The organism is Mycoplasma sp. 3392 (assembly GCF_053851755.1).
Genome location: NZ_JBSQBF010000001.1, coordinates 267,887 through 290,702, shown reverse-complemented (window position 1 = coordinate 290,702; position 22,816 = coordinate 267,887). Strand labels below are relative to the sequence as shown.

17 protein-coding genes are annotated in these 22,816 nt (G+C 31.6%); 8 read left to right on the top strand and 9 right to left on the bottom strand.

The window, feature by feature from the left end:
• The first annotated feature begins 49 nt into the window (after positions 1-49).
• The 3 genes from uvrA to ACWXVV_RS01160 are packed head-to-tail and all read left to right on the top strand — an operon-like array spanning position 50 to position 4,783.
• The gene (gene uvrA, locus ACWXVV_RS01170) at positions 50-2,872 is read left to right on the top strand and encodes an excinuclease ABC subunit UvrA (protein ID WP_455984549.1); all 2,823 of its coding nucleotides are present in this window, start codon (positions 50-52) and stop codon (positions 2,870-2,872) included.
• A 50-nt stretch (positions 2,873-2,922) separates the two neighbouring features.
• The gene (lgt, locus tag ACWXVV_RS01165; protein WP_438341421.1) at positions 2,923-3,870 is read left to right on the top strand and encodes a prolipoprotein diacylglyceryl transferase; all 948 of its coding nucleotides are present in this window, start codon (positions 2,923-2,925) and stop codon (positions 3,868-3,870) included.
• On the top strand, positions 3,863-4,783 hold the full coding sequence (locus ACWXVV_RS01160) for an NAD(P)/FAD-dependent oxidoreductase (RefSeq protein WP_455984550.1): 921 nt from the start codon (positions 3,863-3,865) through the stop codon (positions 4,781-4,783). Before lgt ends, ACWXVV_RS01160 begins: the two co-directional genes overlap by 8 nt.
• A 66-nt stretch (positions 4,784-4,849) precedes the next feature.
• Here the strand turns inward: ACWXVV_RS01160 and ACWXVV_RS01155 are convergent, their stop codons facing one another.
• The 6 genes from ACWXVV_RS01155 to ftsY are packed head-to-tail and all read right to left on the bottom strand — an operon-like array spanning position 4,850 to position 12,730.
• Entirely contained in the window at positions 4,850-9,151 is a 4,302-nt protein-coding gene (locus ACWXVV_RS01155; protein WP_455984551.1) for a PolC-type DNA polymerase III, read from the bottom strand.
• Between the two features lie 10 nt (positions 9,152-9,161).
• Positions 9,162-10,085: a phosphatidate cytidylyltransferase gene (locus ACWXVV_RS01150; RefSeq protein WP_455984552.1), complete on the bottom strand. Its 924-nt coding sequence runs from the start codon at positions 10,083-10,085 to the stop codon at positions 9,162-9,164.
• 1 nt (position 10,086) lies between these two features.
• Positions 10,087-10,638, bottom strand: a complete 552-nt coding sequence (locus ACWXVV_RS01145) for a ribosome recycling factor (protein ID WP_438341425.1) — start codon at positions 10,636-10,638, stop codon at positions 10,087-10,089.
• A 21-nt stretch (positions 10,639-10,659) separates the two neighbouring features.
• Positions 10,660-11,376 carry a UMP kinase gene (pyrH, locus tag ACWXVV_RS01140; RefSeq protein ID WP_438341426.1) on the bottom strand — a complete coding sequence of 239 codons (717 nt, stop codon included), beginning with the start codon at positions 11,374-11,376 and terminating at the stop codon, positions 10,660-10,662.
• Between the two features lie 60 nt (positions 11,377-11,436).
• Positions 11,437-11,679 carry a sigma factor-like helix-turn-helix DNA-binding protein gene (locus tag ACWXVV_RS01135; protein ID WP_438341427.1) on the bottom strand — a complete coding sequence of 81 codons (243 nt, stop codon included), beginning with the start codon at positions 11,677-11,679 and terminating at the stop codon, positions 11,437-11,439.
• The gene (gene ftsY, locus ACWXVV_RS01130) at positions 11,672-12,730 is read right to left on the bottom strand and encodes a signal recognition particle-docking protein FtsY (RefSeq protein ID WP_438341428.1); all 1,059 of its coding nucleotides are present in this window, start codon (positions 12,728-12,730) and stop codon (positions 11,672-11,674) included. Before ftsY ends, ACWXVV_RS01135 begins: the two co-directional genes overlap by 8 nt.
• A gap of 600 nt (positions 12,731-13,330) precedes the next feature.
• Here ftsY and ACWXVV_RS01125 point away from each other — a divergent pair.
• Together ACWXVV_RS01125 and ACWXVV_RS01120 are read left to right on the top strand one after the other, a co-directional pair.
• On the top strand, positions 13,331-14,866 hold the full coding sequence (locus ACWXVV_RS01125; RefSeq protein ID WP_455984553.1) for an MATE family efflux transporter: 1,536 nt from the start codon (positions 13,331-13,333) through the stop codon (positions 14,864-14,866).
• Positions 14,867-14,943: 77 nt separating this feature from the next.
• Positions 14,944-15,252, top strand: a complete 309-nt coding sequence (locus ACWXVV_RS01120; protein WP_455967699.1) for a hypothetical protein — start codon at positions 14,944-14,946, stop codon at positions 15,250-15,252.
• A gap of 40 nt (positions 15,253-15,292) precedes the next feature.
• Here ACWXVV_RS01120 and ACWXVV_RS01115 read toward each other — a convergent pair whose 3' ends face one another.
• On the bottom strand, positions 15,293-16,111 hold the full coding sequence (locus ACWXVV_RS01115) for a leucine-rich repeat protein (RefSeq protein ID WP_438341432.1): 819 nt from the start codon (positions 16,109-16,111) through the stop codon (positions 15,293-15,295).
• Positions 16,112-16,169: 58 nt separating this feature from the next.
• Here ACWXVV_RS01115 and uvrB point away from each other — a divergent pair, with 58 nt between their 5' ends.
• The gene (gene uvrB, locus ACWXVV_RS01110) at positions 16,170-18,167 is read left to right on the top strand and encodes an excinuclease ABC subunit UvrB (protein ID WP_438341433.1); all 1,998 of its coding nucleotides are present in this window, start codon (positions 16,170-16,172) and stop codon (positions 18,165-18,167) included.
• Between the two features lie 17 nt (positions 18,168-18,184).
• On the opposite strand, the gene ACWXVV_RS01105 is transcribed toward uvrB, so the two are convergent.
• Positions 18,185-18,952 carry a hypothetical protein gene (locus ACWXVV_RS01105; RefSeq protein WP_438341434.1) on the bottom strand — a complete coding sequence of 256 codons (768 nt, stop codon included), beginning with the start codon at positions 18,950-18,952 and terminating at the stop codon, positions 18,185-18,187.
• Between the two features lie 2 nt (positions 18,953-18,954).
• Positions 18,955-19,965, bottom strand: coding sequence for a ZIP family metal transporter (locus ACWXVV_RS01100; protein WP_438341435.1), 1,011 nt, complete (start codon positions 19,963-19,965; stop codon positions 18,955-18,957).
• 127 nt (positions 19,966-20,092) lie between these two features.
• On the opposite strand from ACWXVV_RS01100, the gene ACWXVV_RS01095 reads away from it, so the two are divergent.
• Together ACWXVV_RS01095 and ACWXVV_RS01090 are read left to right on the top strand one after the other, a co-directional pair.
• Entirely contained in the window at positions 20,093-21,763 is a 1,671-nt protein-coding gene (locus ACWXVV_RS01095; RefSeq protein ID WP_456012453.1) for an MAG3240 family lipoprotein, read from the top strand.
• Positions 21,764-21,771: 8 nt separating this feature from the next.
• Positions 21,772-22,794, top strand: a complete 1,023-nt coding sequence (locus ACWXVV_RS01090) for a hypothetical protein (protein ID WP_438341437.1) — start codon at positions 21,772-21,774, stop codon at positions 22,792-22,794.
• Positions 22,795-22,816 lie beyond the last annotated feature (22 nt).

Here is a 22,816-nt window from a genome sequence, read left to right as displayed (position 1 = left end):
AAAATTAATTTTTTAACTTTTATATTCAATAGAATATAATTTTAGAATTATGGAAAATGACAAGATTATCATTAAAGGAGCAAGAGAAAATAACTTAAAAAATATTGATTTGGAAATTCCGAGAGGAAAATTAGTTGTTTTTACAGGACTTAGTGGTTCAGGAAAATCGAGCCTTGCTTTCAACACAATTTATGAAGAAGGAAGAAGAAGATATGTTGACTCACTTTCTTCATATGCACGTCAATTTTTAGGTAACACAAAACGTCCAAATGTTGATAGTATTGAAGGATTGAGTCCTTCGATCAGTATCGAGCAAAAAACTACTCACAATAACCCTCGTTCAATTGTTGGAACTGTTACAGAAATTTATGACTATCTAAGATTGTTATATGCAAGAATTGGAAAAGCTTATTGTCCTAAACATAATATCGAAATAAAGGCACAAAAATTAAAAGACATTATTGATGCAATTTTTCAACTACCGGAAAATACTAAATTATATATTCTCGCTCCTGTTGTACAAGGTGAAAAAGGAACTCATCAAGTACTGCTAGCAAAACTAAAAAAAGATGGTTTCGTGCGTGTCAAAATTAATGACGCAATTTTTAGTCTTGACGATGAAATAAAATTAGATAAAAATAAACGTTGAAATATTGATATAGTCATTGACCGTTTAACCTTGAAATATGACATGCGTCAAAGAATTTCTGAAGCAGTTGAAATTGCCTTAGGATACTCAAAAGGACTAGTCAATGTTCATGAAGTTGATGGTGCTACTCAACAATTTTCAATTTTCCATGCTTGTGAGTATGGTGATTTTGATATGCCTAAGATTGAACCTAAATTATTTTCATTCAACTCTCCATTTGGAATGTGTGAGGAATGTAAGGGTCTAGGTGTTAAACAATCAGTTGATGTCAACAAATTAATTCCTAATTTCAAACGAAGCATTCGTGGTGGTGGAATTAAATATTTTGAAAATACAGTCAACACAACGAATCTTGAGTGACAAGAATTTAAAGTACTGCTTGACCACTATGACATTAGTATTGACTTACCGCTAGAAAAAATCGAACAAGATAAAATGAAAATTTTATTGTATGGTTCAGATGAACCTTTAACTTATACACTGATTTCAGCTTCAGGAAATAAATATAATCGCAGTGGGTACATTGAAGGTATTGCAACAATGTTAGAACGTAAATATCTTGAAACCACTAGTGAAGATATTCGTGCCTGATATGGAAAATTTATGTCAGAAATTGTTTGTTCTTCTTGCAAGGGAGCTAGATTAAATCCTAAAGCTTTGGCAGTCAAATTAGGAAATCAAAATATTTATGAAGCTTGCAAAAATGACATAAACACCTTGCTTGAATTTATTAATAACTTAGAATTAGATGCAACCGAAAAGGAAATTGCTAACTTAATTCTTATTGAAATTAAACACCGTCTTGAGTTTTTGGTAAACGTTGGTTTAGACTACTTAACCCTAAATCGTAAGGCTGAAACATTGAGTGGGGGAGAAAGCCAAAGAATTCGTTTGGCCACACAAATTGGAGCAAATTTAACTGGAATTTTGTATGTTTTAGACGAACCGAGCATTGGATTACATCAGGCTGATAATCGTAAGTTATTGAATTCACTAAGAAAAATGGTTGATATCGGTAACACTCTTGTTGTTGTAGAACACGATGAAGAAACAATTTTTGATGCCGATTATATTGTTGATATAGGACCTAAAGCTGGAGAAGAAGGTGGTTATGTTGTAGCTACTGGCTCAGTTGAAGACATTGCCAAAGCACCTGAGTCTATCACTGGTAAATATCTTTCTGGAGAATGAAAAATCGCAGTCCCAGAATCACGCCGCAGTGGAAATGGTAAAGTGTTAAAAATCAAAGGTGCATCAATGAATAACTTAAAGAAGGTTGATGTTGATATTCCTTTAGGTAAATTGGTCTGTGTTACTGGTGTTAGTGGTTCAGGGAAAAGTACTTTAGTAAATGAAGTTATAGTTAATGAATTAAATAAATACATAAATGAGTTCAATTATGAGTCTGAGATAGCAAAAATGAGTGGTTATGTCAATATCGACAAAATTATCCAAATAACACAAAGTCCGATCGGTCGTACACCGCGTTCTAACCCAGCTACTTATACTTCTGTTTTCGATGATATTCGTGATGTTTTTGCTAATGTTGAAGAGTCAAGATTCAGAGGATACACAAAAGGCCGTTTCAGTTTCAATGTTCCTGGTGGGCGTTGCGATAAATGTCAAGGGGATGGAGTAATTAAAATCGAAATGCACTTCTTGCCTGATGTTTATGTTGACTGTGATCACTGTGAAGGAAAACGTTACAATCTGGAAACTTTAGAAATCAAATATCATGGCAAAAACATTAATGATGTACTAAATATGAGAATAAAAGAAGCTTATGAATTTTTTGCTGCTAAAAAGAAAATTCAAGACAAACTAAAAACACTAATGGATGTTGGTTTAGATTACATTCAGCTAGGTCAAAGTGCAACAACATTGAGTGGTGGAGAAGCCCAAAGGGTCAAGCTAGCAACGTTTTTACAAAAGAAACCCACAGGTAAAACATTGTATGTACTTGATGAACCAACTACTGGTCTTCATACTCACGATGTTAAAAAATTACTTTCAGTAATTAACCGCATTGTTGATAGTGGCGACAGTGTTTTAGTAATAGAACATAATTTAGATGTAATTAAGTCTGCTGACCACATAATTGACTTAGGTCCAGGTGGCGGAAGATATGGTGGAAAAATAGTGGCTACTGGTACTCCAGAGCAAGTTAGCTTAGTAAACGGTTCGCTGACAGGTAAATACCTTGCTGAAATGTTGAAAAAATAACTCAATATTAAAGGTTATTTATTAAAATTTAAGATACATAAAGGAGGAATATGACAGCATATATCCCTGATGATCAAAGTACGGTCTTAAAATTAGGAGATCTTCGTCTTTATTCTTTTTTAATGATGCTAGGAATGTTTTGTGCTATTCTTACCGTCTATTGATTTTGAAAAAGAGAGAAATATAAATTTGACCTTTTCGTGTGAGTAGTAATAGTCACTTTACCTTCAGCTATCATTGGAGCGCGTTTATTCTTTATTTTCGAAAGAATTGCAGTCAAGGATTGAATAACACTTAAGCATTGGTACAAAATTTGAGAGGGTGGACTCTCAATTCAAGGGGGGGTTGTCACTGCTGCCATTGCTGACTTGATTTTTCTATCATTTTTCAGAAAACAAGTAGATTTACGCAAATGTCTTTCAATCATTTTGCCAACTGTCTTCATCGGTCAAGCAATTGGTAGATGAGGAAACTTCGCAAATCATGAAGTTTTTGGACAAATTGTAGGTGCTGACGATTGATCAATAGTTTGACTGCCAAACTTCATCAAATCACACATGTATATAACTGACGGTGGTGAAACAGCATACCGTGCTCCATTGTTCTTGTATGAATCGATGGCAAACTTGCTAGGATATATTATTTTAGTTTGAGTTCTAAATAAATGAAATTGATTGAGACCAGGAACTACTGGTGGACTATACTGAATTTGATACGGTGTGGTTCGTTTATCAATGGAAAATTTACGTGCTGAAAGTTATACATTCTATAATGTTCTTTCGGTAATTTACATAGTTGTAGGTGTACTTCTTGTACTTGTATTTGAATTCACAACTAACAAACGCTACACAATTTACAAAGTTAATCAGTATGGAACCAAATGAATTTACTTCATTGTTTGAGAAGATTCAGTTTCATTTACTATGCGCCGCCAAAAAGAAATTGAAAGAATCAATTTGCTAAAAAACAAAGAAAAATTGGAGGCGGTACATGAATAACAAGTATGATGTGGTTATTATTGGGGGAGGTCCTGCTGGACTAACTGCCGCAGTTTATACAACAAGAAGCAGTTTGAAAACTGTCTTTATTGAAAACAAAGTTCCTGGTGGAAAATTACCATTTCAGTCAAAGATTGAAAATTGACCCGGAGAATTATTAATTCAAGGAGCTCAGTTAGCGACAAAAATGTTTCAACAAGCACAAGAAAATGGTGCGGAATTTATTTATGGTGAAGTTGTTAAAATAGAAAACGATCCTAATGATAATTTTGCTAAAAAAGTGATTCTAAATGATGGACAAGTTATTGAAACAAAAACAATAATTATTGCGACCGGAATGCAAAACAGAATCCCAAAAGAAATCAAAGGTATTGATTATTTTGATGGTAAAGGTGTAAGTTACTGCGCTATTTGTGATGGGCCTAACTTTAAAAACCAACCTATTGGAATCATCGGTGGTGGAAACTCTGCCATTGAAGAAGGGGCATATGTTGCTTCTTTTGCATCTAAAGTTTATATTTTTGTAAGAGATGAAATTATTGCTGAGAAAAAACTAGTCGAAGAACTGGAAGCTAAAAATAACGTTGAAATTATTAAAAACTCTCAAATTCTTGAAATACTTCCTAATGAAAATGATAATGTAGGGAGTGTCGTGGTTAAAATTGGTGAAGAAATAAAAACAATTCAATTGGCAGCACTATTTCCATACATTGGATTCATTCCTTCGACAAGTTTTTTAAAGGATTTAAATATTTTAGCTCCTAATGGCTTCATTATAACCAATGAAAACATGGAAACAGCGGTTCCTAATATCTATGCAGCAGGAGATGTTAGAGTAAAAGACATACGTCAAATTACTACAGCTGTAAGCGATGGAACAATAGCTGCCAAGAATATTACTAACAAACTATAATTGACTGAAAAAGTACTCATTTTGGGTGCTTTTTTTTGTTACAAAAAAATTAGCACAAGGCTAATTTTAATCAAATAAACTAATATTATTGTTTTCGTCTAATTTGTCTAAAATATTTAAAGATTTTAGATTTTCTAAAATTCTAGAGTTGATTTGTGTTCTTTCTTGCAAATCTTCAACAGACAAGAATGGATTTTGATTACGAGCATTAATTATCGATTCTGCCACTGATTCTCCAAGTGAATCAACATTGATAAAAGGTGGAATCAAAGCTTTTTTGTCATAATCAATTACTCATTCTTTAGCAAGCGAACGTTCTAAGTCAACATTAAGAATCTTGTAACCACGAGCATATAATTCTTGACCAATTTCTAAACCATCCAAATAATTTTGCTCTTTAGTAGTTGATTGTTTATTTCTAATTAGTGTGTTAATTTCTTCAATTCTTTGATCAATTGCTTCTTTTGAATCTGATAGTACCTTAATGTCATTTGATTCTGTTCTAGTAGTGAAATATGTTGCGTAGTATTCAAGTGGATAATAAATCTTAAATCAAGCAATTCTTCAGGCCATAATAACGTAGGCAGTAGCATGGGCTTTGGGGAACATGTACTTAATTTTTTGCAGTGATTCAATATATCAATCAGGTACATTATGATCTCTTAGAAGATTTTCTTCTTCAGGAGTCAATCCTTTACCTTTACGAACTTTTTCCATAATATCAAAGCTTTTTTTAGGATCTACTTGATGCAAGATTAAGGTGTTCATAATATCATCACGACAACAAACTAATTGCGATAGATCAAAATTGTATTTTTTAATCAATTCTTCAGCATTACCAGTTCAAACATCTGTACCATGACTCAAACCAGAAAGAGAAATTAAATCGCTAAATTTTTTGGCTTTTGCACTTTTTAACATCCGGCGCACGAATTGAGTACCGAATTCTGGCAATCCTTTAGCTCCTGTTACCTCACCACCAATTTGATTTGGATCAATATTCAGTGACTCGGTTGTAGAAAATAACTTGATAACTTTTTCATCCGATTTAGGAATATTTTTAACATTTATTTTAGTTAATCTTTCTAGCATTCGAATAGCAGTCGGATCATCGTGTCCTAAAATATCAAGTTTCAGTAAGTTATCGTGAATAGAATGGAAATCAAAGTGAGTAGTTTTTCAATCACTGCTTTTATCATTAGCTGGATAGTTTATTGGAGTAAAGTCTTCAACGTCGTATTCTTTTGGAACAATGATAATTCCTCCAGGGTGCTGTCCTGTTGTACGTTTTACTCCCGTTGATTTTCCTGCTAAAAATTCAATGTAGGCGGTAGAAAATGAGCGTGATTGAGTATTGACTATTTCATCATATTTTTTAACAAAACCATATGCTGTTTTTGAAGCAATAGTTGAAATGGTACCAGCTCTAAAAGTGTGGCTTTCTCCAAATAATTCACGAACATAGTTGTGAATGTATGCTTGATAGTCTCCGGAGAAGTTTAGATCAATGTCAGGGACCTTGTCAGCATTAAAACCTAGAAATGTTTCAAAAGGAATTGAGTGTCCGTCTTTTGTCAAAGGAATAGCACAGTTCGGACACAATTTATCTTTCAGATCTCAACCACTTGATAATTCAGGACTAGGATCGAACATTTCAAAAAACTTACATTGTGAACACAAGTAGTGTGGATTTAAGGGGTTAACTTCTGAAATTCCAGATAAATTTGCAACGATAGATGAACCTACTGAACCACGGCTTCCAACTAAGTAGCCTTCATCATTAGATTTTTTTACCAACTTATGACTTATTCAATAAATAACACTGTATCCATTTTCAGTGATTGGTTTAAGCTCTCTATCAATTCTTTTTGCAATGGCTTCAGGTAGTATTTCACCGTATCTTTCGTGGGCTGTTTTGTATACAAGTTCAGTCAATTTATTGGTACTATCATCAAAAATAGGTTTAAATAAATCTTTCTTGATTACTTCAATTTTTTCAATCTGGTTTGCTATTAAATGAGTGTTATAAATAACTATTTCTTTGATTAGTTTATCGTCATTCAAGAAACTGAATTCAGCCAGCATTTCTTCTGTTGTCTTGTAATCTAGAACCGGGTATGCCTTAGTGTTTTGATCTTTAAATGAGTACAATCAGTGTTTTTTACCACCAACACCATCCGCAAAAATATACACATGGTGAAGAATTTTTTCAATTTCTTCAGTATAACGAGCATCTGAAACCGCAACACAAGGTATATTATGTTTCTTTGCTAATTCAATAACCATTTTATAAGCAGTTTTTATTGCTTCCAGACTGTTTATATCGCCTCGCGCTACACGATATTCCATTGTTGATAAGGGAGCGAATTCAATATAGTCATAATGAGTAATTTCTTTTTCTATATCTTCTGAACAACCAGTGAAAACTTTGTCTCAGAAATAAGAAAGATGAGTAGAAGTTCCTATCAATAAATCTTCACCTTTTTGTATATCTTCAAGAAATACTCTTAACCCATTGTGATAGTCTTCAGTACTTCCTTTAGATACAATTTGAAATAGTTTCTTCAATCCTTTTTGATTTTTTGCCAACAATCTTATTTCATAAGGAAATTTTTTTCGATAGAATTCAGGATCGATTTTTTGACGCAGCTGAGCTGATGTAGTAATTTCCAAATCCCGTGCTAGTTTACTTATCATTTTAATTCAAATTTCAGCCAATACTTTCGCATCTTGATCGGCTCTGTGGGCTGTTTCTTCATCATAAACAACATCGAATTTTTTTGCCACTACTCCTAATCTGAATTTGCTGTTTAGTGGAAATAAAATTCTGGCAACAAACATTGTGTCGATACCTTTAATATCTAGATATGGTAAATTTCAACGTTTAAACAGTTCTTTTGAGTGACTGATGTCAAAATTTGCATTGTGAGCTACTGCGATACCACTTGAAAGAATTTTGTGAATTCTGTGTGCTGCTTCTTCCTGACTAATTCCATATGTTTCTAACATTTCGTTAGTAATGTTAGTAAGTTCAGTAGTAAATTTAGATATTGGTTTCGAAGGTTTAACAAAAAACTGAATTTTGTCAATAGTCTCGCCGTTTTCAACTATCACTGCTCCAAACTCGATGATTTCATCAAATATCGGACTCAATCCGCTTGTTTCTAAGTCAAAAACAATGTATCTTTGAGTCGCTAAGTCAAAATCTTGGCTTGATAATACAGTTCCATTATCCTTGGTGATAGAAGATAAAGTTGCTCCATAAATAGGTTTTAATGAATCTAATTTTTTAGTAGCATTGAAAAAATCTGGAAAGGCCTGAACACCATCTATATCAGTTATTGCTAGTGCTTGGTGTCCGTATCTTTGAGCTGTTTTGATATAATCAGAGGCTGACACAACTCCGTCTTGCGTTGACATATTTGAACGCAATGCAAGCTCAATTCTTTTTTCTGGAGCATTGTCAGTTTTATTATTTCACAGTGGTTCGATTTCGACAACAGAATCGACACGAAGAATTTTTCTTTTTAAATACGGATCCATTTCTATTTTTCCTTTAATAGAAACGAAGGAATTTTCCTTTATCTCAATGTCTTTATTAATTATTTTGGCAGTAATAGCTTCAGAAAAATCACTAACCGTGAAGGTTTTTATTACAAAGTTATCACGAATTTTTCTTTCATCGATACCGAACACTTGACCTTTAATTTCAACGTTTTCAACATACTCAATATCAATATCCTTAATTGCTATTTGCTTGTATTCACGTGGTGAAGATTTTCGAGGAACAAAAGCAGTTTTCTTTTGCTCGTTCTCGACCATTTTTTTGCTTTCTTCAATTTGTGCCGATGCTTCAGAAATGAGTCTTTCAATTTCTTTATTTGTATCTTTTGTTTCTTCTTTTTTAAGAGATAATTTAAGACTTATATTTTTGAATCCCCAACCAACTAAAAAAGCATTAATTGTATCTTTGTAGGCGCTAAGAACATCAAGAGTTTTTTTGTAAGAACTGGTAATTGTTAAATATGTTCCATCTGATAATGAAACATTAGTTTTAGATATTTTAATTAATTCATTATAAAGGGGCTTGTTTTTCATCTCCGCTGCTAACAGAAGATAGTCAAAAATTAAGTGTGCGTCCATTGAATTAAAACGCACTGAAAGCTTAAGATCTAAATTAGGAAAGCATTTGTTTAATGACTCATAAAAATAACGGAATTTTGAAAGAGTTATGTGGTGGTCAAAAACAATTTGCATCTCAATCGCACCGGTTGCTTCACTATATTTAGCATACGGTACTGAAAATGAATTAAATTCATCATCGACTTTAATATTACATTTTAGACAAAGCTTTTTAAAAATCTCCATAATTACCTCTTTATAAATATGTGTAAATTAGCATTGAAGCAATGGTAAGAATTGACACACTATCAAATCTATCCATGATTCCACCGTGTCCTGGAATTAAATTACTGAAATCTTTAATTTTAAGACTTCTTTTGAAAGCGGAAAATAATAAATCCGCATAGATTGTAATAGGAGCAAGAAACAAAACTCCAAAAGCAACTTGCAAATCACTTGTGTAGATTGTTGTGATGCTATTTTTGACCACCATCCCTGGAAGACAAAATAACATATAGACTGCTAAACTACCCAGTAGAAACGCACACAACACACCCTCTCATGTTTTTTTGGGACTCAATCTAGGAGCAAATTTTCTTTTAATGATCTTTTGTCCAAAAGCCATACCACCCAGCATTGCACTAGTATCGACAGAAACTGCCACTAATTCTATTGCTAATAAAATATAAATATTTTTGACATTAACAATGAATAGAATCTTGCTAAAAATTGGCACAATAAGCAGTACTAGCAAGGCAATAAGCCACTGTGATCATATGATTTTTTTTATATTTAAAAGCATGGCTAATAAAAAGGGGATAAAAGCAAAAATCAGGTCTGTAAAATATAGCTTGTCACTAAACGAAATTGCCAAAAAGGCATAACGGTTCAATAAAATTTTGGAATCTATTGCTCAAAATGCCTGATTTTTTAGATTGGCAAAGATCTCATAAGGTAACAACATCATGAGTAAAATACCAGTCATAAGCAGTATTTTTGAGGCTAAATCGATATTAAAATGCTTAATAATTTCCCAGCTTGCTCAAAGTGCGAAGGTAATATAAAAACAAATGCCAATTATTCTTCCGACAAAATTGGCATAGTAAGTAATAAAAACAAAAGGTATTAGTATTAAAAATAAAATCGTGGCACTGAATGCTCTTTTTGTTAAATTTTTCATTTTATATAGTCATTAAATCTTTTTCTTTTTCTTCGCTCATTTTGTTAACAACTTCAACTTGCTTGTCAACATGTTTTTGCACTACATCAAGGTAATTTTTTTGCAAGTCTTCACTTAATTCTTTGTCAGCTTTGATTGCTTTGTTAACATCTTGACGGGCTTGACGAATTCCAACTCTTGCTTGCTCAGTTAGTTGGTTTAATTGTTTAACCATTTCTTTTCTTTTTTCGGTGGTCATTGCTGGGTATGAAAGACGAATTTGATTTCCTTCGTTTGAAACTGAAACTGGTAATTTGTAATCTTTGATTGCTTTTTCAATTTCTTTGATTGAACCCATATCGTATGGTTTTACTAATAGTTGCAATGCACTCGCAACTGAGATAGCTGCTATTTCATCTAGGTTCATAATAGAATCATAGTAATTAACTTTAACTTTGTTTACTAAATTAGGATTCGCTCTTCCTACGGCTACTTTTTGCATTTGAATTTCAAAATTATTGATTGCTTTTTGACATTCTTCTTCTAATTGCATTAAATAAAAATCTAATTCCATAGTTTGTCTCCTTATTAAAAATTATTTGTGCACTCTTGTTGAAACAATGTTGCCATCAATGGCTTTCAATAGTGAATCTTCCTCATTAATGTTAAAAATTAATAATTCAATATCGTTATCTTTAGCCATTGATACTGCAGTTTGATCCATTACTCTTAAGTCTCTTGCAAGAATTTCGTCATATGTAATTTCATCAAATCTTTGGGCATTTGGGTTTAATTTAGGATCGCTATCATAAACTCCTTCGACATTGTTTTTACCCATTAAAATAGCTTCGGCTCCGATTTCTGAAGCAAATAAAGTTGAAGCTGTATCGGTAGTAAAGAATGGTCTACCTGTTCCACCGGCAAAGATTACTACTTCACCATCTTGTAGATATTTTTTAGCTCTCTCATTAACATACACTTCACACACTTTTGGATCCATTGTCAATGAATTAAGAACACGACATTGTAGACCTTGATTTTCGAAACCTGACTGTAGTGCCAAAGCATTCATGGTTGTTGCCAACATTCCGATGTAGTCAGCTCTTACCCGATTAATTCCGTTTTTTTCAGCACTGGTTCCTCTTCAAAAGTTTCCTCCACCCACAACAATTGCCACTTCAACATTTTTAGCAACTATTTTTTTAAGTTGTGAGGCAAATTTCTTAACTAGTTCATAGTCAATAGCAAGAGATTTAGACTTGTTTGCTAATCCTTCTCCTGATAATTTAATTAAAACTCTTTTATAAGCCATAGCCACCTTCCTAAATTTATTAAATAAATTTTAACATTTTAACTGCCTAAAGTCAAAAAGCTATGGATTTTGTTCTAATTTTTTTGCAATTTCCAACAGTTTTTTCTTGCCTTTTTTCACTGCATCGAAAGCGCCAGAACGAGTCATTGCTAATTCCTCTGACATTTCACTAAATGAAAGATCTTCAATTAAGTGAAGATAGAGTGCTTGGCGTTGTGAAGTTGGCAAAAGTTGTTGATATTTTTCAAATAATTCAACTAAATATTCACGTTCTTCTAAGTCTTTATCATCAATTTTACTCATCACTTAACCCCATTGTCAGCGCGTAAATGAAATTATCTAAGTCAAATTCTTGTAAATCATCCACTTTTTCACCAAGTCCAATGAATTTTACATTGATACCCAGTTCATCTCTAATTGTTAAGACAATTCCACCTTTTGATGTTCCGTCCATTTTTGTTAAAACAATTCCAGTCAATGGAGTAACTTCACCGAATAATTTTGCTTGACTGATTCCATTTTGTCCTGTTGTTGCATCAATGGAAAGAAGTGTTTCTTGTGGAGCATTTTCGATTTTAGAGCTTATTACTCTTTTTATTTTCGCTAGTTCATTCATAAGATTTGCTTTGTTTTGCAATCTTCCGGCAGTGTCTATCAATAAAACATCATAGTGTCCTTCGAGAGCCTTATCACAAGCTCTAAACGCCACACTAGCTGGATCTGTTTCGTTTTCATTAGGTTTAACTATATCAACATTTACTCTTTGTGCTCATACTTCTAGTTGTTCTACAGCGGCTGCCCTAAATGTATCTCCTGCTGCAACTAAAACTTTATAACCTTCATTTTTCAACTTGTTAGCTATTTTGATGATGGAAGTTGTTTTTCCAGTTCCATTTACTCCAACCATTAAAATGACGTTCAAACGTCCTTTTTGAATATCTAAAGTTGTATCCACCACACTGTTTGCTGTGTAAATGGTAAATAATTTGTCAGCAATAATTTCTTTAATTAGCTTGATATCTTTAATATTTTCGTTTTTTACTTCTTTTTTGATTTCATGAACTATTATGTCAACCAGTTTCACACTGATGTCTGACATAATTAGAACTTCTTCTAACTCTTCAAAAAAGTCTTCATCAATTTCATTGTGTTGATTTTCAAGTGATTTAATCATTTCACTGAAAGATGTATTCGACCTACTTAATCCTGAGATGTATTTGTCAACTTTTTTCTTGTTTGACAGCTCTTTTTCTATTTCTTTTGCTTTTTTGTTTTTTATCTCTTCGTTAACTTTTTCTATTTCATCTTCTTTTGATTTAAAAATTCTGTCTTTTAATTTTTTGAAAAAACCCATATTTTACTCCATTAATCATAAGTAATTATATAAAAGCAAATGGCAAAGCCATTTACTTAAAAAATCAATTTTTCTCTTTTTGAAACAATATTGACAACAACTAAATCTAATAAAAATGCCAGTGTAAAACCTAAATTTATGTATCAATATCAATCGTTTCTAACATTCAAAAAGATTGTCAAAAAGCATGCGGCTAGGCATATTATTAGACCTGAAAATTTTTGTAAATATATCTGCTTTTTAAACGTAATTTCAATCTTCTTAACACTCGCGAAAAAGAACATTGAGTGGTATCAAGTATTTCCGTGCTTTAATAAAAAAAGTACACAAGATGAGTACAAAATTATGATTAATCCAAGATTTGGTCCTACACTCAAGAAATATTTTTTGACTCAATTAACACTATCAAGATGATGCGCTATAGGAATTAAAACAGGTAATAAAAAAAGATTTAAAATAATCAAAACTCCTACTAGCTGCAAACAAAATCTTCTTTTCTTATTCATAATTCTTAATTATATATTCTTTGGTCTAAAAGCAAACCACAAGCAAACAAAAAGGATTTTAAAAAATTAAGAAATGTTATAAAATTTTTAAATTATGCAAAATCAAGTACAAATCACAAAAAAACCGAACAAAATTAAGTCATGAATTCTTAAAAAGACTGAAACTAGTTCATTAAAAGAATTATTTTGACCTCGTGATTTCGGCATGATTATGAAATTAACAACCCCTATTTTTATTCAAGTGTTTATTACCGTGATTGCAACACTAGTTGCTTCTTTAAGTATTAATTGATACAAAGAAATTTATCACTCTGACACTAATGATACAACTGGGACATATTTTTACATTGCTGCCAAGATTATTCTCGTTTTTAACTTGATTAATTTTATTCCCTCTTTGGTTACAAGTGGTGTATTAATAATTTGTTCTAATGTTATTGGTCAAGAAAGAAGAGAAGAATTACCAAAGATAATTTGAACTGGAGTAGTAGTCAATTTAATTATTTCACTTATATTCTTTGTTCTAATGTACTTTTTAGCTGGTGTATTGTTAAAAGCAATGGGTGCAAGAGATACAAAAGCAATTTATGATGTTAATGGTAGTGTGTTACACAAGAGTGAGTTAGTTTTTGCTACTCAATACTTACGTAATATGCTTTATTGACTGTTTGTTTACTCAGCAGCACAAGTTTTCGCTGCCGCACTGCAATCAATTAAGAAAAATAATATAGCTGTTATTGGTGCAATTACTGGTAATTTTGTTGGTATAGCATTTTTATACATGGTTCTATATATTCCAAAAAGTGGTGACACAATCATGTGAGCATCCGCATATTACGTTCTTAGTGCCTTTATTCAATTGTGTATCAATTTTGCTTTTTGCTACTTTTTAATTTTGAAGAAATACCCTACTCCTATAAAACAACTATTTCAGTGAAAATACTGTTGAGACACGTTTAAATTAGGTACTCCTATTGCTTTGGAATATGGAGTGTGAACTATAAGTCAGTTCTTAGTTTCTAGTGCAATTAGTAATGGTGAACTAGGCGATAGATATGTAGCATTGTGAAGAGTTATTGTCGTTTTAAGCGGGTTCTTTTCTGCATTCAACACTGCTCTGGGTGCTGTTACTAATGTGTTAATAGGAGTTGAAATAGGTAGAAATGACTTAAAAAGAGCTTACAATCTTGGCTGACAATTATTTATGGTAGGTATCTATATAACCATTATTTCTGGAATAGTATTTTTAGCACTAACACATCCTTTCTTCATGCTTTACAAAGTCGATAAAGACGTTATCAAAACATTAGGATATGCTATTGTAGCACTAACACTTGCAAAAATCCTGGCTGACGTTGCTAATTTAACATTCTTAAGAGCATTATGAAGTGCTAGTGACATTTGAGTACCTATTCTTATTTCGATAGTAACTATGATGGCAGTACAAGTATCAATAGTTTATCTAATTATCAATGTCGGTTACAACAAAGGACAAGGGTCAATCAAAACAGCCAGTGAGTGCTTTATTTGAGTATTTGTTGGCCTAATTAGCGACCCATTATTAAGATCCTTTATCTATACTGTACGATGAACAAGAAAGACCTGACACAAGTATATTAAGCAATTCTAGTCTTACTTTGTTATAATATCTTTATAAATCTATGAAAAATGGTGCCCGTTACGGGCTTTTATTTTGGAGGTAAACAGATGTACGGAATTGTTTTTTACCTTGACAAAGAAAAACTAATTAAAGAATACAAAGGCGACTATCACCAAGGGTATGAAGAAATTCGTGCCTTGATGCGTAAATATGGTTTCCATTGATTATCAAACAGTTTTTACTTCAGTAAAACTCTTGATGTTTTAGCTAAAATTCATAAATTAGTTACACGTCTTCGTGATGTAGAATGATTCAAGAAATCATTGATCAGCTTCAATGTTTTCAAAATGGAAGATATGAGCGATTATACCGAGCTAATAAAGGATGATTTCACTCACAAAATTCCAATGGAATAAGAAAAACTTGGTTGTTTGAACCAAGTTTTTTTCATACTCATTATTTAATAGTGAAATTGTGATTGGTGTTTGTTTGCAATTCTGTTGTTAGTGCTTGTTTAAGTTCGGCATTGTTTACTGTTAAACTCACTGGTGATTGATATTCTTGACCGTGGTCATTATCAAATGCAGTGATATCCATTTCATTTACTGATTCAGGAAGTACAACTTCTTTTAGTTCTGGGTTATTTCCGAATGCATAACCTCTAATTTTTTGTACTCCATCAAGAGTTACGCTTTGTAAATTAGCACCAAAGAATGTACTATTTTCAATGATTTTTACTGAAGATGGAATTTTTACTGTGGTTAGTTTTGTGTTCTCGAAGGCCTCTGAACCAATTTGAGTTAAGCTCTCAGGAAGTTGGATATTTTCAATACTTGTTCCTTCAAACGCATTAGAACCGATTGATGATAGACTAGTTGCTTTTGAAAAATCGACATTTTTTAATGCACTGACATTATAGAAGGCTCTGTCACCAATTTTTTGTAATGAAGCTGGTAAGATAATATTTTCAATAACTGCTATTTTAACTTTAGAATTGTCAATAGTTCCATCTGCTTTTCTTTCTTCGCCATATGTTAGATTTGCTAAAGCAATGAAACTGAATCCTTGATTAGGAATTTCTTTAATGTCGGCTTGTGATAAATCTCAAGTTTTAGTTGAAGAATTATATTGATCTTGGTATTTTTGTCATTGTGTTACTGCAAAAGAGTCATTAACTACCTGCGCTGTTTGCCCACAACTTAAAGCTACAATTGGTAAAGATAAAACACTCAATGATAACACTGAAGTTAGTAATAATTTCTTTGTTAATTTCATAAAAACTATTATACCAAATACAAAACTTATATAATTTTTAATAAATTTGGAGGTTAGTATGGAAAAAGAAGATAAAAAATTTGAACTTGTTGCTGCCTATCAACCAACAGGTGACCAACCGCAAGCAATTGAGCGCTTAGTTGAAAATTTAAACAATGGAGTTCAAGACCAAGTATTGCTTGGGGTTACTGGATCGGGAAAAACTTTTACTATCGCTAACGTTATCGCTCGTGTTAATCGTCCGTGCTTAGTTTTGAGTCACAATAAGACATTAGCCAGTCAGTTATATAGTGAATTAAAAACATTTTTTCCAAACAACAGGGTGGAATATTTTATTTCATATTTTGATTACTACCGTCCTGAAGCGTACATACCAAGTAGAGATATTTTTATTGACAAAACTTCAAAAAATAACAAAGAAATTGAAGCAATGAGACACAGAACAGTTAATGCTTTAAGCTTAAGAAGAGACACAATTGTTGTTGGGTCTGTTGCATCAATTTATGGTGCTTTCAATCCTAGTGAGTATCGTGAGTCATTTTTGCCAATTGAAGTTGGAATGAATTTTGATCGCCGTTTCTTCATGGTTAAACTTGTTCAAATGGGTTATTCAAGAAACCAATTAACACTCAACAGGGGTAATTTTTCACTCAAAGGAGACACATTTGAAATCGCTCCTTCTTGAACTGATGAATTCAATTTAAGAATAGAATTTTTTGATGATGAAATTGAAAAAATTGTCACTGTTGATCCTGTTAGCAGAATGGTATTAAAAAACATTCATGCTACTACCATTTTTCCTGCCACAGCCTACACTACTAAACCTGAAACAGTACAGAAAATAGTCAGTGAAATTAATGAAGAATTACAGCAAAGACTAAAAGAATTTGAACAGCAAGGTAAACTTCTTGAGTATCAAAGACTGAAAGAAAGAATCAATAATGACATGGATAGTTTGAGTGAATTCGGTTATGTTAGTGGGATTGAAAATTACTCAAGATACATTGATGGACGTGAGCCGGGACAAAAACCATACACATTATTAGATTATTTACCAAGTGATGCAATTATTTTTATTGATGAAAGTCACATTATGCTTCCACAATTACACGGAATGTTTAATGGAGATCGTTCTAGAAAACAAACTCTTGTTGAATATGGTTTTCGTTTGCCATCGGCACTAGATAATAGACCTTTGAAATTTCACGAATTTGAAGAATATCCTTTCCAAAAAGTTTATATTTCTGCTACACCAGGTGATTATGAAGTTGATAAGACAGAAGGTGAAGTTATTACACAATTTATTCGCCCAACTGGATTGCTGGACCCTATCATCGAAATACGACCAACCGAAAATCAAATGGAAAATATTTTTGATGAACTTAAGAAACAAAAAGAAAATAATGATCGCACTCTAATTCTTACAACAACCAAGAGAAACGCTGAAGAATTGAATAAGTTTTTAGTTTCAAAGGGCGTAAAGGCTGCTTACATTCACTCAGAATTTAACACTTTTGAAAGAAATACAATTTTAAGGAAACTACGTAAAGGAATTTATGACGTTGTTATTGGAATTAATCTTTTACGTGAGGGAATTGACTTACCAGAAGTCAGTCTGATTTGTTTACTTGATGCAGATAAAAATGGTTTCATGCGTAATACAACAAGTTTGATTCAAATTGTTGGACGGGCAGCAAGAAATGATCATGGGAGAGTTATATTCTATGCTGACACAATGAGTAAAGCAATGGAAGAAACAATTCAAGACAACAAGGTAAAAAGAGAAATTCAGATCAAATATAATCAAAAACATAACATTGTTCCAAAAACTATTATTAAAGAAATTGTTGAACCAATCGAAAACGAAGAATTACTTGAAGAAGTTGAACAAATGGCACAAGAAGCGAAAAAATCAAAAGTTCCTGTTACTGAAAGAGAAAAACTTTTTGAAAAATTACGTCAGCAAATGCGTGAAGCTTCACAAGCACTTGATTTTGAAAGAGCTGCTAAATTAAGAGACATGATTTTAGAATTAGGTGGAGATTTAGAAAAATAGAAAGCTGTTGCAGCTTTCTATTTTTTGAACTCAATCTTTTTCGAATAAGAATATAAAACAACTGAACCTTCTTTTTGTTTAAGTTCTACTAACAATGTTGCTGTCTTGCTTTCATCATCAGTTTGAAGATTGTATGATGTTGAGTAAATATTTTTGTCATATGAATTTGTTTGTGGTTTAAAAGAAATAACACTTTGTTTCAATAGTGAACTAAAAACATTTTTAGTATCAATTGAGTCAATGAAATCTTGGTATTTTGAGTCTTCTTTGAGTGTAAAAAGCAGTGTTTTTGAGTCATTTTTGAATGACTGGATAGCTTGGCTTCTTTCTTCTTCACTCAAGCCTTTTTTAACAAAAGAACCTACCTGTGTTATGTCTTTTTGTCCTTCTACATACTCTCCGGCAGTGTGAATAATTTTGACTCTTAATTTAAATTGTTTTGTGCTGTTATTGAATACTGGATTTATTTCTATTGTGTGTCCTGATGAAAGTTTATTAACATTGAACAATGTTACATTGACTGATTTTGCAATTTCTTCATCTTTAAATACTTTTTTAATATCTTTGTTTACTTTTTTATATGTTTTTTCAAACAACGAACGAAATTCTTCAAAAGAAAGATTGTTGGTACTATTAACTTCAATTTTAAAACCTTTGAAAACTTCTTCTAATTGTGAAACATTTAAGTCATTTGTTTTGTTATCACAAGAAGTAACAATCATTGGTGTTGCAAGAAATGCTGTTAAAACTAACGAACCGAAAATAAATTTAAGACTTTTTCTCATACTTAGACCATTATGTATTTAAGATTTTTTGCTTGTTCGTAAATGATATCACCGCCTTGCAATGACACTGAACCATTGTGAGTGTGGAATGATAATAAAATGATTGAAAAAACAATACTTAAACTAAACGAAATAAATGTTAGGTACACAACTTTGGGTTTGTCATTGCGTGCGTGAATAAATTCAGGAATTAGTTCAAAGACTGAAGTAAAAACAATTACTGCTCCAGCTAGAGTTTGTAATGCTGGTAATAATCAACCAGATTTTAGAAATAAAGGACCACTATAAGCACCAATAAACATCACTGGAATGATTAATAACATTGTGTAGAAATTGTACAAAAGTGCTTTTCAACGAGTCTGTCCATATTGCAACTGTCTGTAATAAATAATTAGAGATTCAATTAAAATGTGAATATTAAAAGTAACTATCAATGATATGTTTGGGTTGGTATAGTCGTCACTAGTGAATTGAAAAACACTATATCCTAAAACTATACCGTCGATAATTCTGTGGCTCAATAGCATGAAAATTGCTACTCAAGCTGCTCTTGGGTTGTCTATATCAGTTAAAGAAATAAAGTGATCTGAGTGGTTGTGATCAGTGTGTGATTTATGAACTTCCTCTTTGCTTAATTTAACCATAGCAAATCTTCAGCCTATTACTAGACCCAAACCGACAAATGAACTTATTCCCATAATTAAAGCCATGTAAAGTTGTTCTTTTGCTGAACTGCCCCCGGTTAGACTTTTTCCTTGATCGCTCGAGTGAAATCAAGTTTCTAATCCTGTTGATGATTCTTTCATAAATCCTAGTGCCCCTATCATTAAAAACATTCCGGCGCTAAATGCATATAAATAAATCATCTTAGAGCTTTTTACATTTTTTTTGACTAGTCCAACTAAAAATGAAATAATCATTGGTCCTAATAGCAATATCAAAATGTAAAGAAGAAGGTTAACAAAAATTGTTAAACCATAATTATTGTTGAATGTTGACTGTGTAAAAAACATTTTTTATTTACCTTTCCTTATATTTTTTTTGTCAAATACAATCTGAAAATTTCCTAATTTTTTATAACCAATGTACTTTTTATTTTGTAAAATTTAAGATATTGTTTAATTATATAGGAAAAATAACATGACAAAATCCAAAAAATGATTTATTGCCGCTTTACTGACCGCCACTGTTCTAGCAAGTGTGTCAACTTTCGTAATTATTAAGGGTTTGAAGCAAGATTTTAGAGCTTCAGATTTTGACTCAAAAGTTGTGAGCCAAGAATTTTTGAAAAATTTCAATGACAAACAAGTCAAGATCTTTAACAACTATAAACCTTTCTTACATGACAACAAAACTGACAACTTGTTGCTTAATCGTTCTTACAATGTTCAGCAAACAAGAAAAAAGAGTATTAGTGATGCCGATGGTAATGAAATAAAAGTTGTTAACGAGGCATACATAACAAAACAAAAACAACCTTCAAGCTATATGGATATTAATAACTTTTTTACTCAATACAACAAAGAAGATGTAAAAAATGTTACTAATTACGAGTCATGACTAAAAATTATTTTGCCTATCAAATACAATACTTACTATAATAGTGAAAATCTTGAAGTTTTTGCTGATATCCAAACAATAATTTTGAAAATCATAAGTGATCTTAATTCAAATTCATATTTTAATAGCGTGCTGTCAAAACAATTTATGAGTGGCATCTTTTATAAGTTTTCTTGAATTAGATCGCAAGCTTGAATAAAACAAGAATTACAAAAACAGTTTTTCAAAACCGTTTTACTTGCTTACTTGAATTTTTTCTATCTTGACATTAAGGATATCGAAATTGACTGAAAAAACACTGAAGATCAATTAGTAAGCTTCAGTATTTCAAAGGTTTACGACACAAATGGTAAAAATATATTAAGAGACGAAAATACTAAAAAAGTATTTTACATTCCAACATTTAGAGACTACAAAACTGATGCAATATTTGGGGTAGGACAAGATTTAGATGATTCCATGGATAATTTATTTAATGAATATTTAGTCAATCCTTTGCTAACATTTAACAAAAACATTTTTGGTTTTTATGACATTAATTACATTCTAAAATCTATTGATAGTTTAGAATTTTTCAGTGCTCGTTCATTTAATTATTGATTAAACAATTGAGGTGATCATTTCATTAATATTCCCGTTCCTGAATACAAAAAAAATGAAGATAAATCTTATCGCTTTGTTTCTAGTGAATTGACAAGTTACTATAACACTGACCAAATTCTTAAAATTAAAATCGAAGTAACAAAATTAGATGGTTCAAAAGTTTATTATTGATGATTAAGCAGTGCATTTGACGATCATGGTCACAAAATGAAAGGTTTAATCAAAAATCTAAAAACTCTTCAAGAGTTAAAACAATACACCCCAGATCTTGAGCTTGTGGATAGCACAGACTTGTATGAATATGATTTGCAAAATATCGCTAAAGTTCCTGACTTTGAAGGAATAAGTGTTGTGGATTTTGCAAATAGCTCTTTATTTAAGGCTATCGCAATCTATAGCGTACAACAAGCGCACACAATGAAACAAAACATAAATGACTTAAGTTGAGATGACGAAACTAAAATTGTCGAAACTTGACTAAACATAATCTCTTTACAGTATGCAATAGGAACTCAAAAAGGTGACATTCATACTGGAGTAAATCATTTAAAAGTTAAGAGTTTTGAAGAAAACAATAGAGACTATAAACTAGTAGTTCAATTTGTTGATAAAAATGGAATCGTCCTTTTAGAAAAAGAAATTAATTAGGAGTTAAGATGAAAATAAAGAAATTTTTAACACTATTTTCTTTAGTTCCCCTTGCTGCATTTATACCTGTTTTAGCAATGAGTTGTGACAATGAAAATTCAAAGGAAGATAAAACAGAAATAGTAAATCAATTGACTGAAAATTATCGCTTGTTGAGTGAAGATTTAACAAAAATCAGTCAAATAAATACAAAATATCGCGCTCTTACGCAAAAGTTTGTAGACTCATTCGATTCGTTAAGTAGAAGTATTGATGATCTCCAATTGACTGTAAAAGTTTCCGATTCAGATTTAATTCAAAAAGCAGACAATGTTAAAAGAAAATATTTTCTAAGAGTTAATCTTTCTGATAATGGTACAAAACTTGCTGAAATTAAATCAAGTGAAATGTTTTCAAAAATGTACTACGTAAATCAAGAATCTCAAAGCACGCTAGTATTGACTGAAGATAAAATAAATAGCTTACTTATTAATCAAAGTTCGTTTAAGCAAAACAATGAATTATCACAAGCACTATTGAATCTAAGGCTTCTATTTACAGCACAACAAAACAAACAAGATACAAGCGGATACTCATCAAGCGAAGAATCTCTAAAACGAATAAATGAATACGTAAAAACTAATATATTTGATGCAAATAAACTTAATACTCTTGGAGATTTAGATAATTTTGTAAATAACTCATCAAATATAAACAAATTCCATACACACGCTTATGTAAACTTAAGTATTGAAAATATTTACTGAATAGCAAGATTTAAAAATGACATAGCAAAAGATAACGTTATTGCAAAAATGAAGTTAGATATTAATTCGCTGTTAGAAGAAGTAAAAAACAAACTGGGCGAACATAAAGAAGTACTAGTAAAAGTTCAAACAATTGAAGCTCAACTTCAGGACCTAGAATCTAAAATCAATGACATTAACAACATTTCACACGAAGACTTTCAAAAAGATATTCAAAATATCAAGAATGATTTTTTAAACTCAGACCACTGACAAAAAATTAATGAACTTTTGGCAAAAATATAAAATTACTCAGTCCAAGGACTGA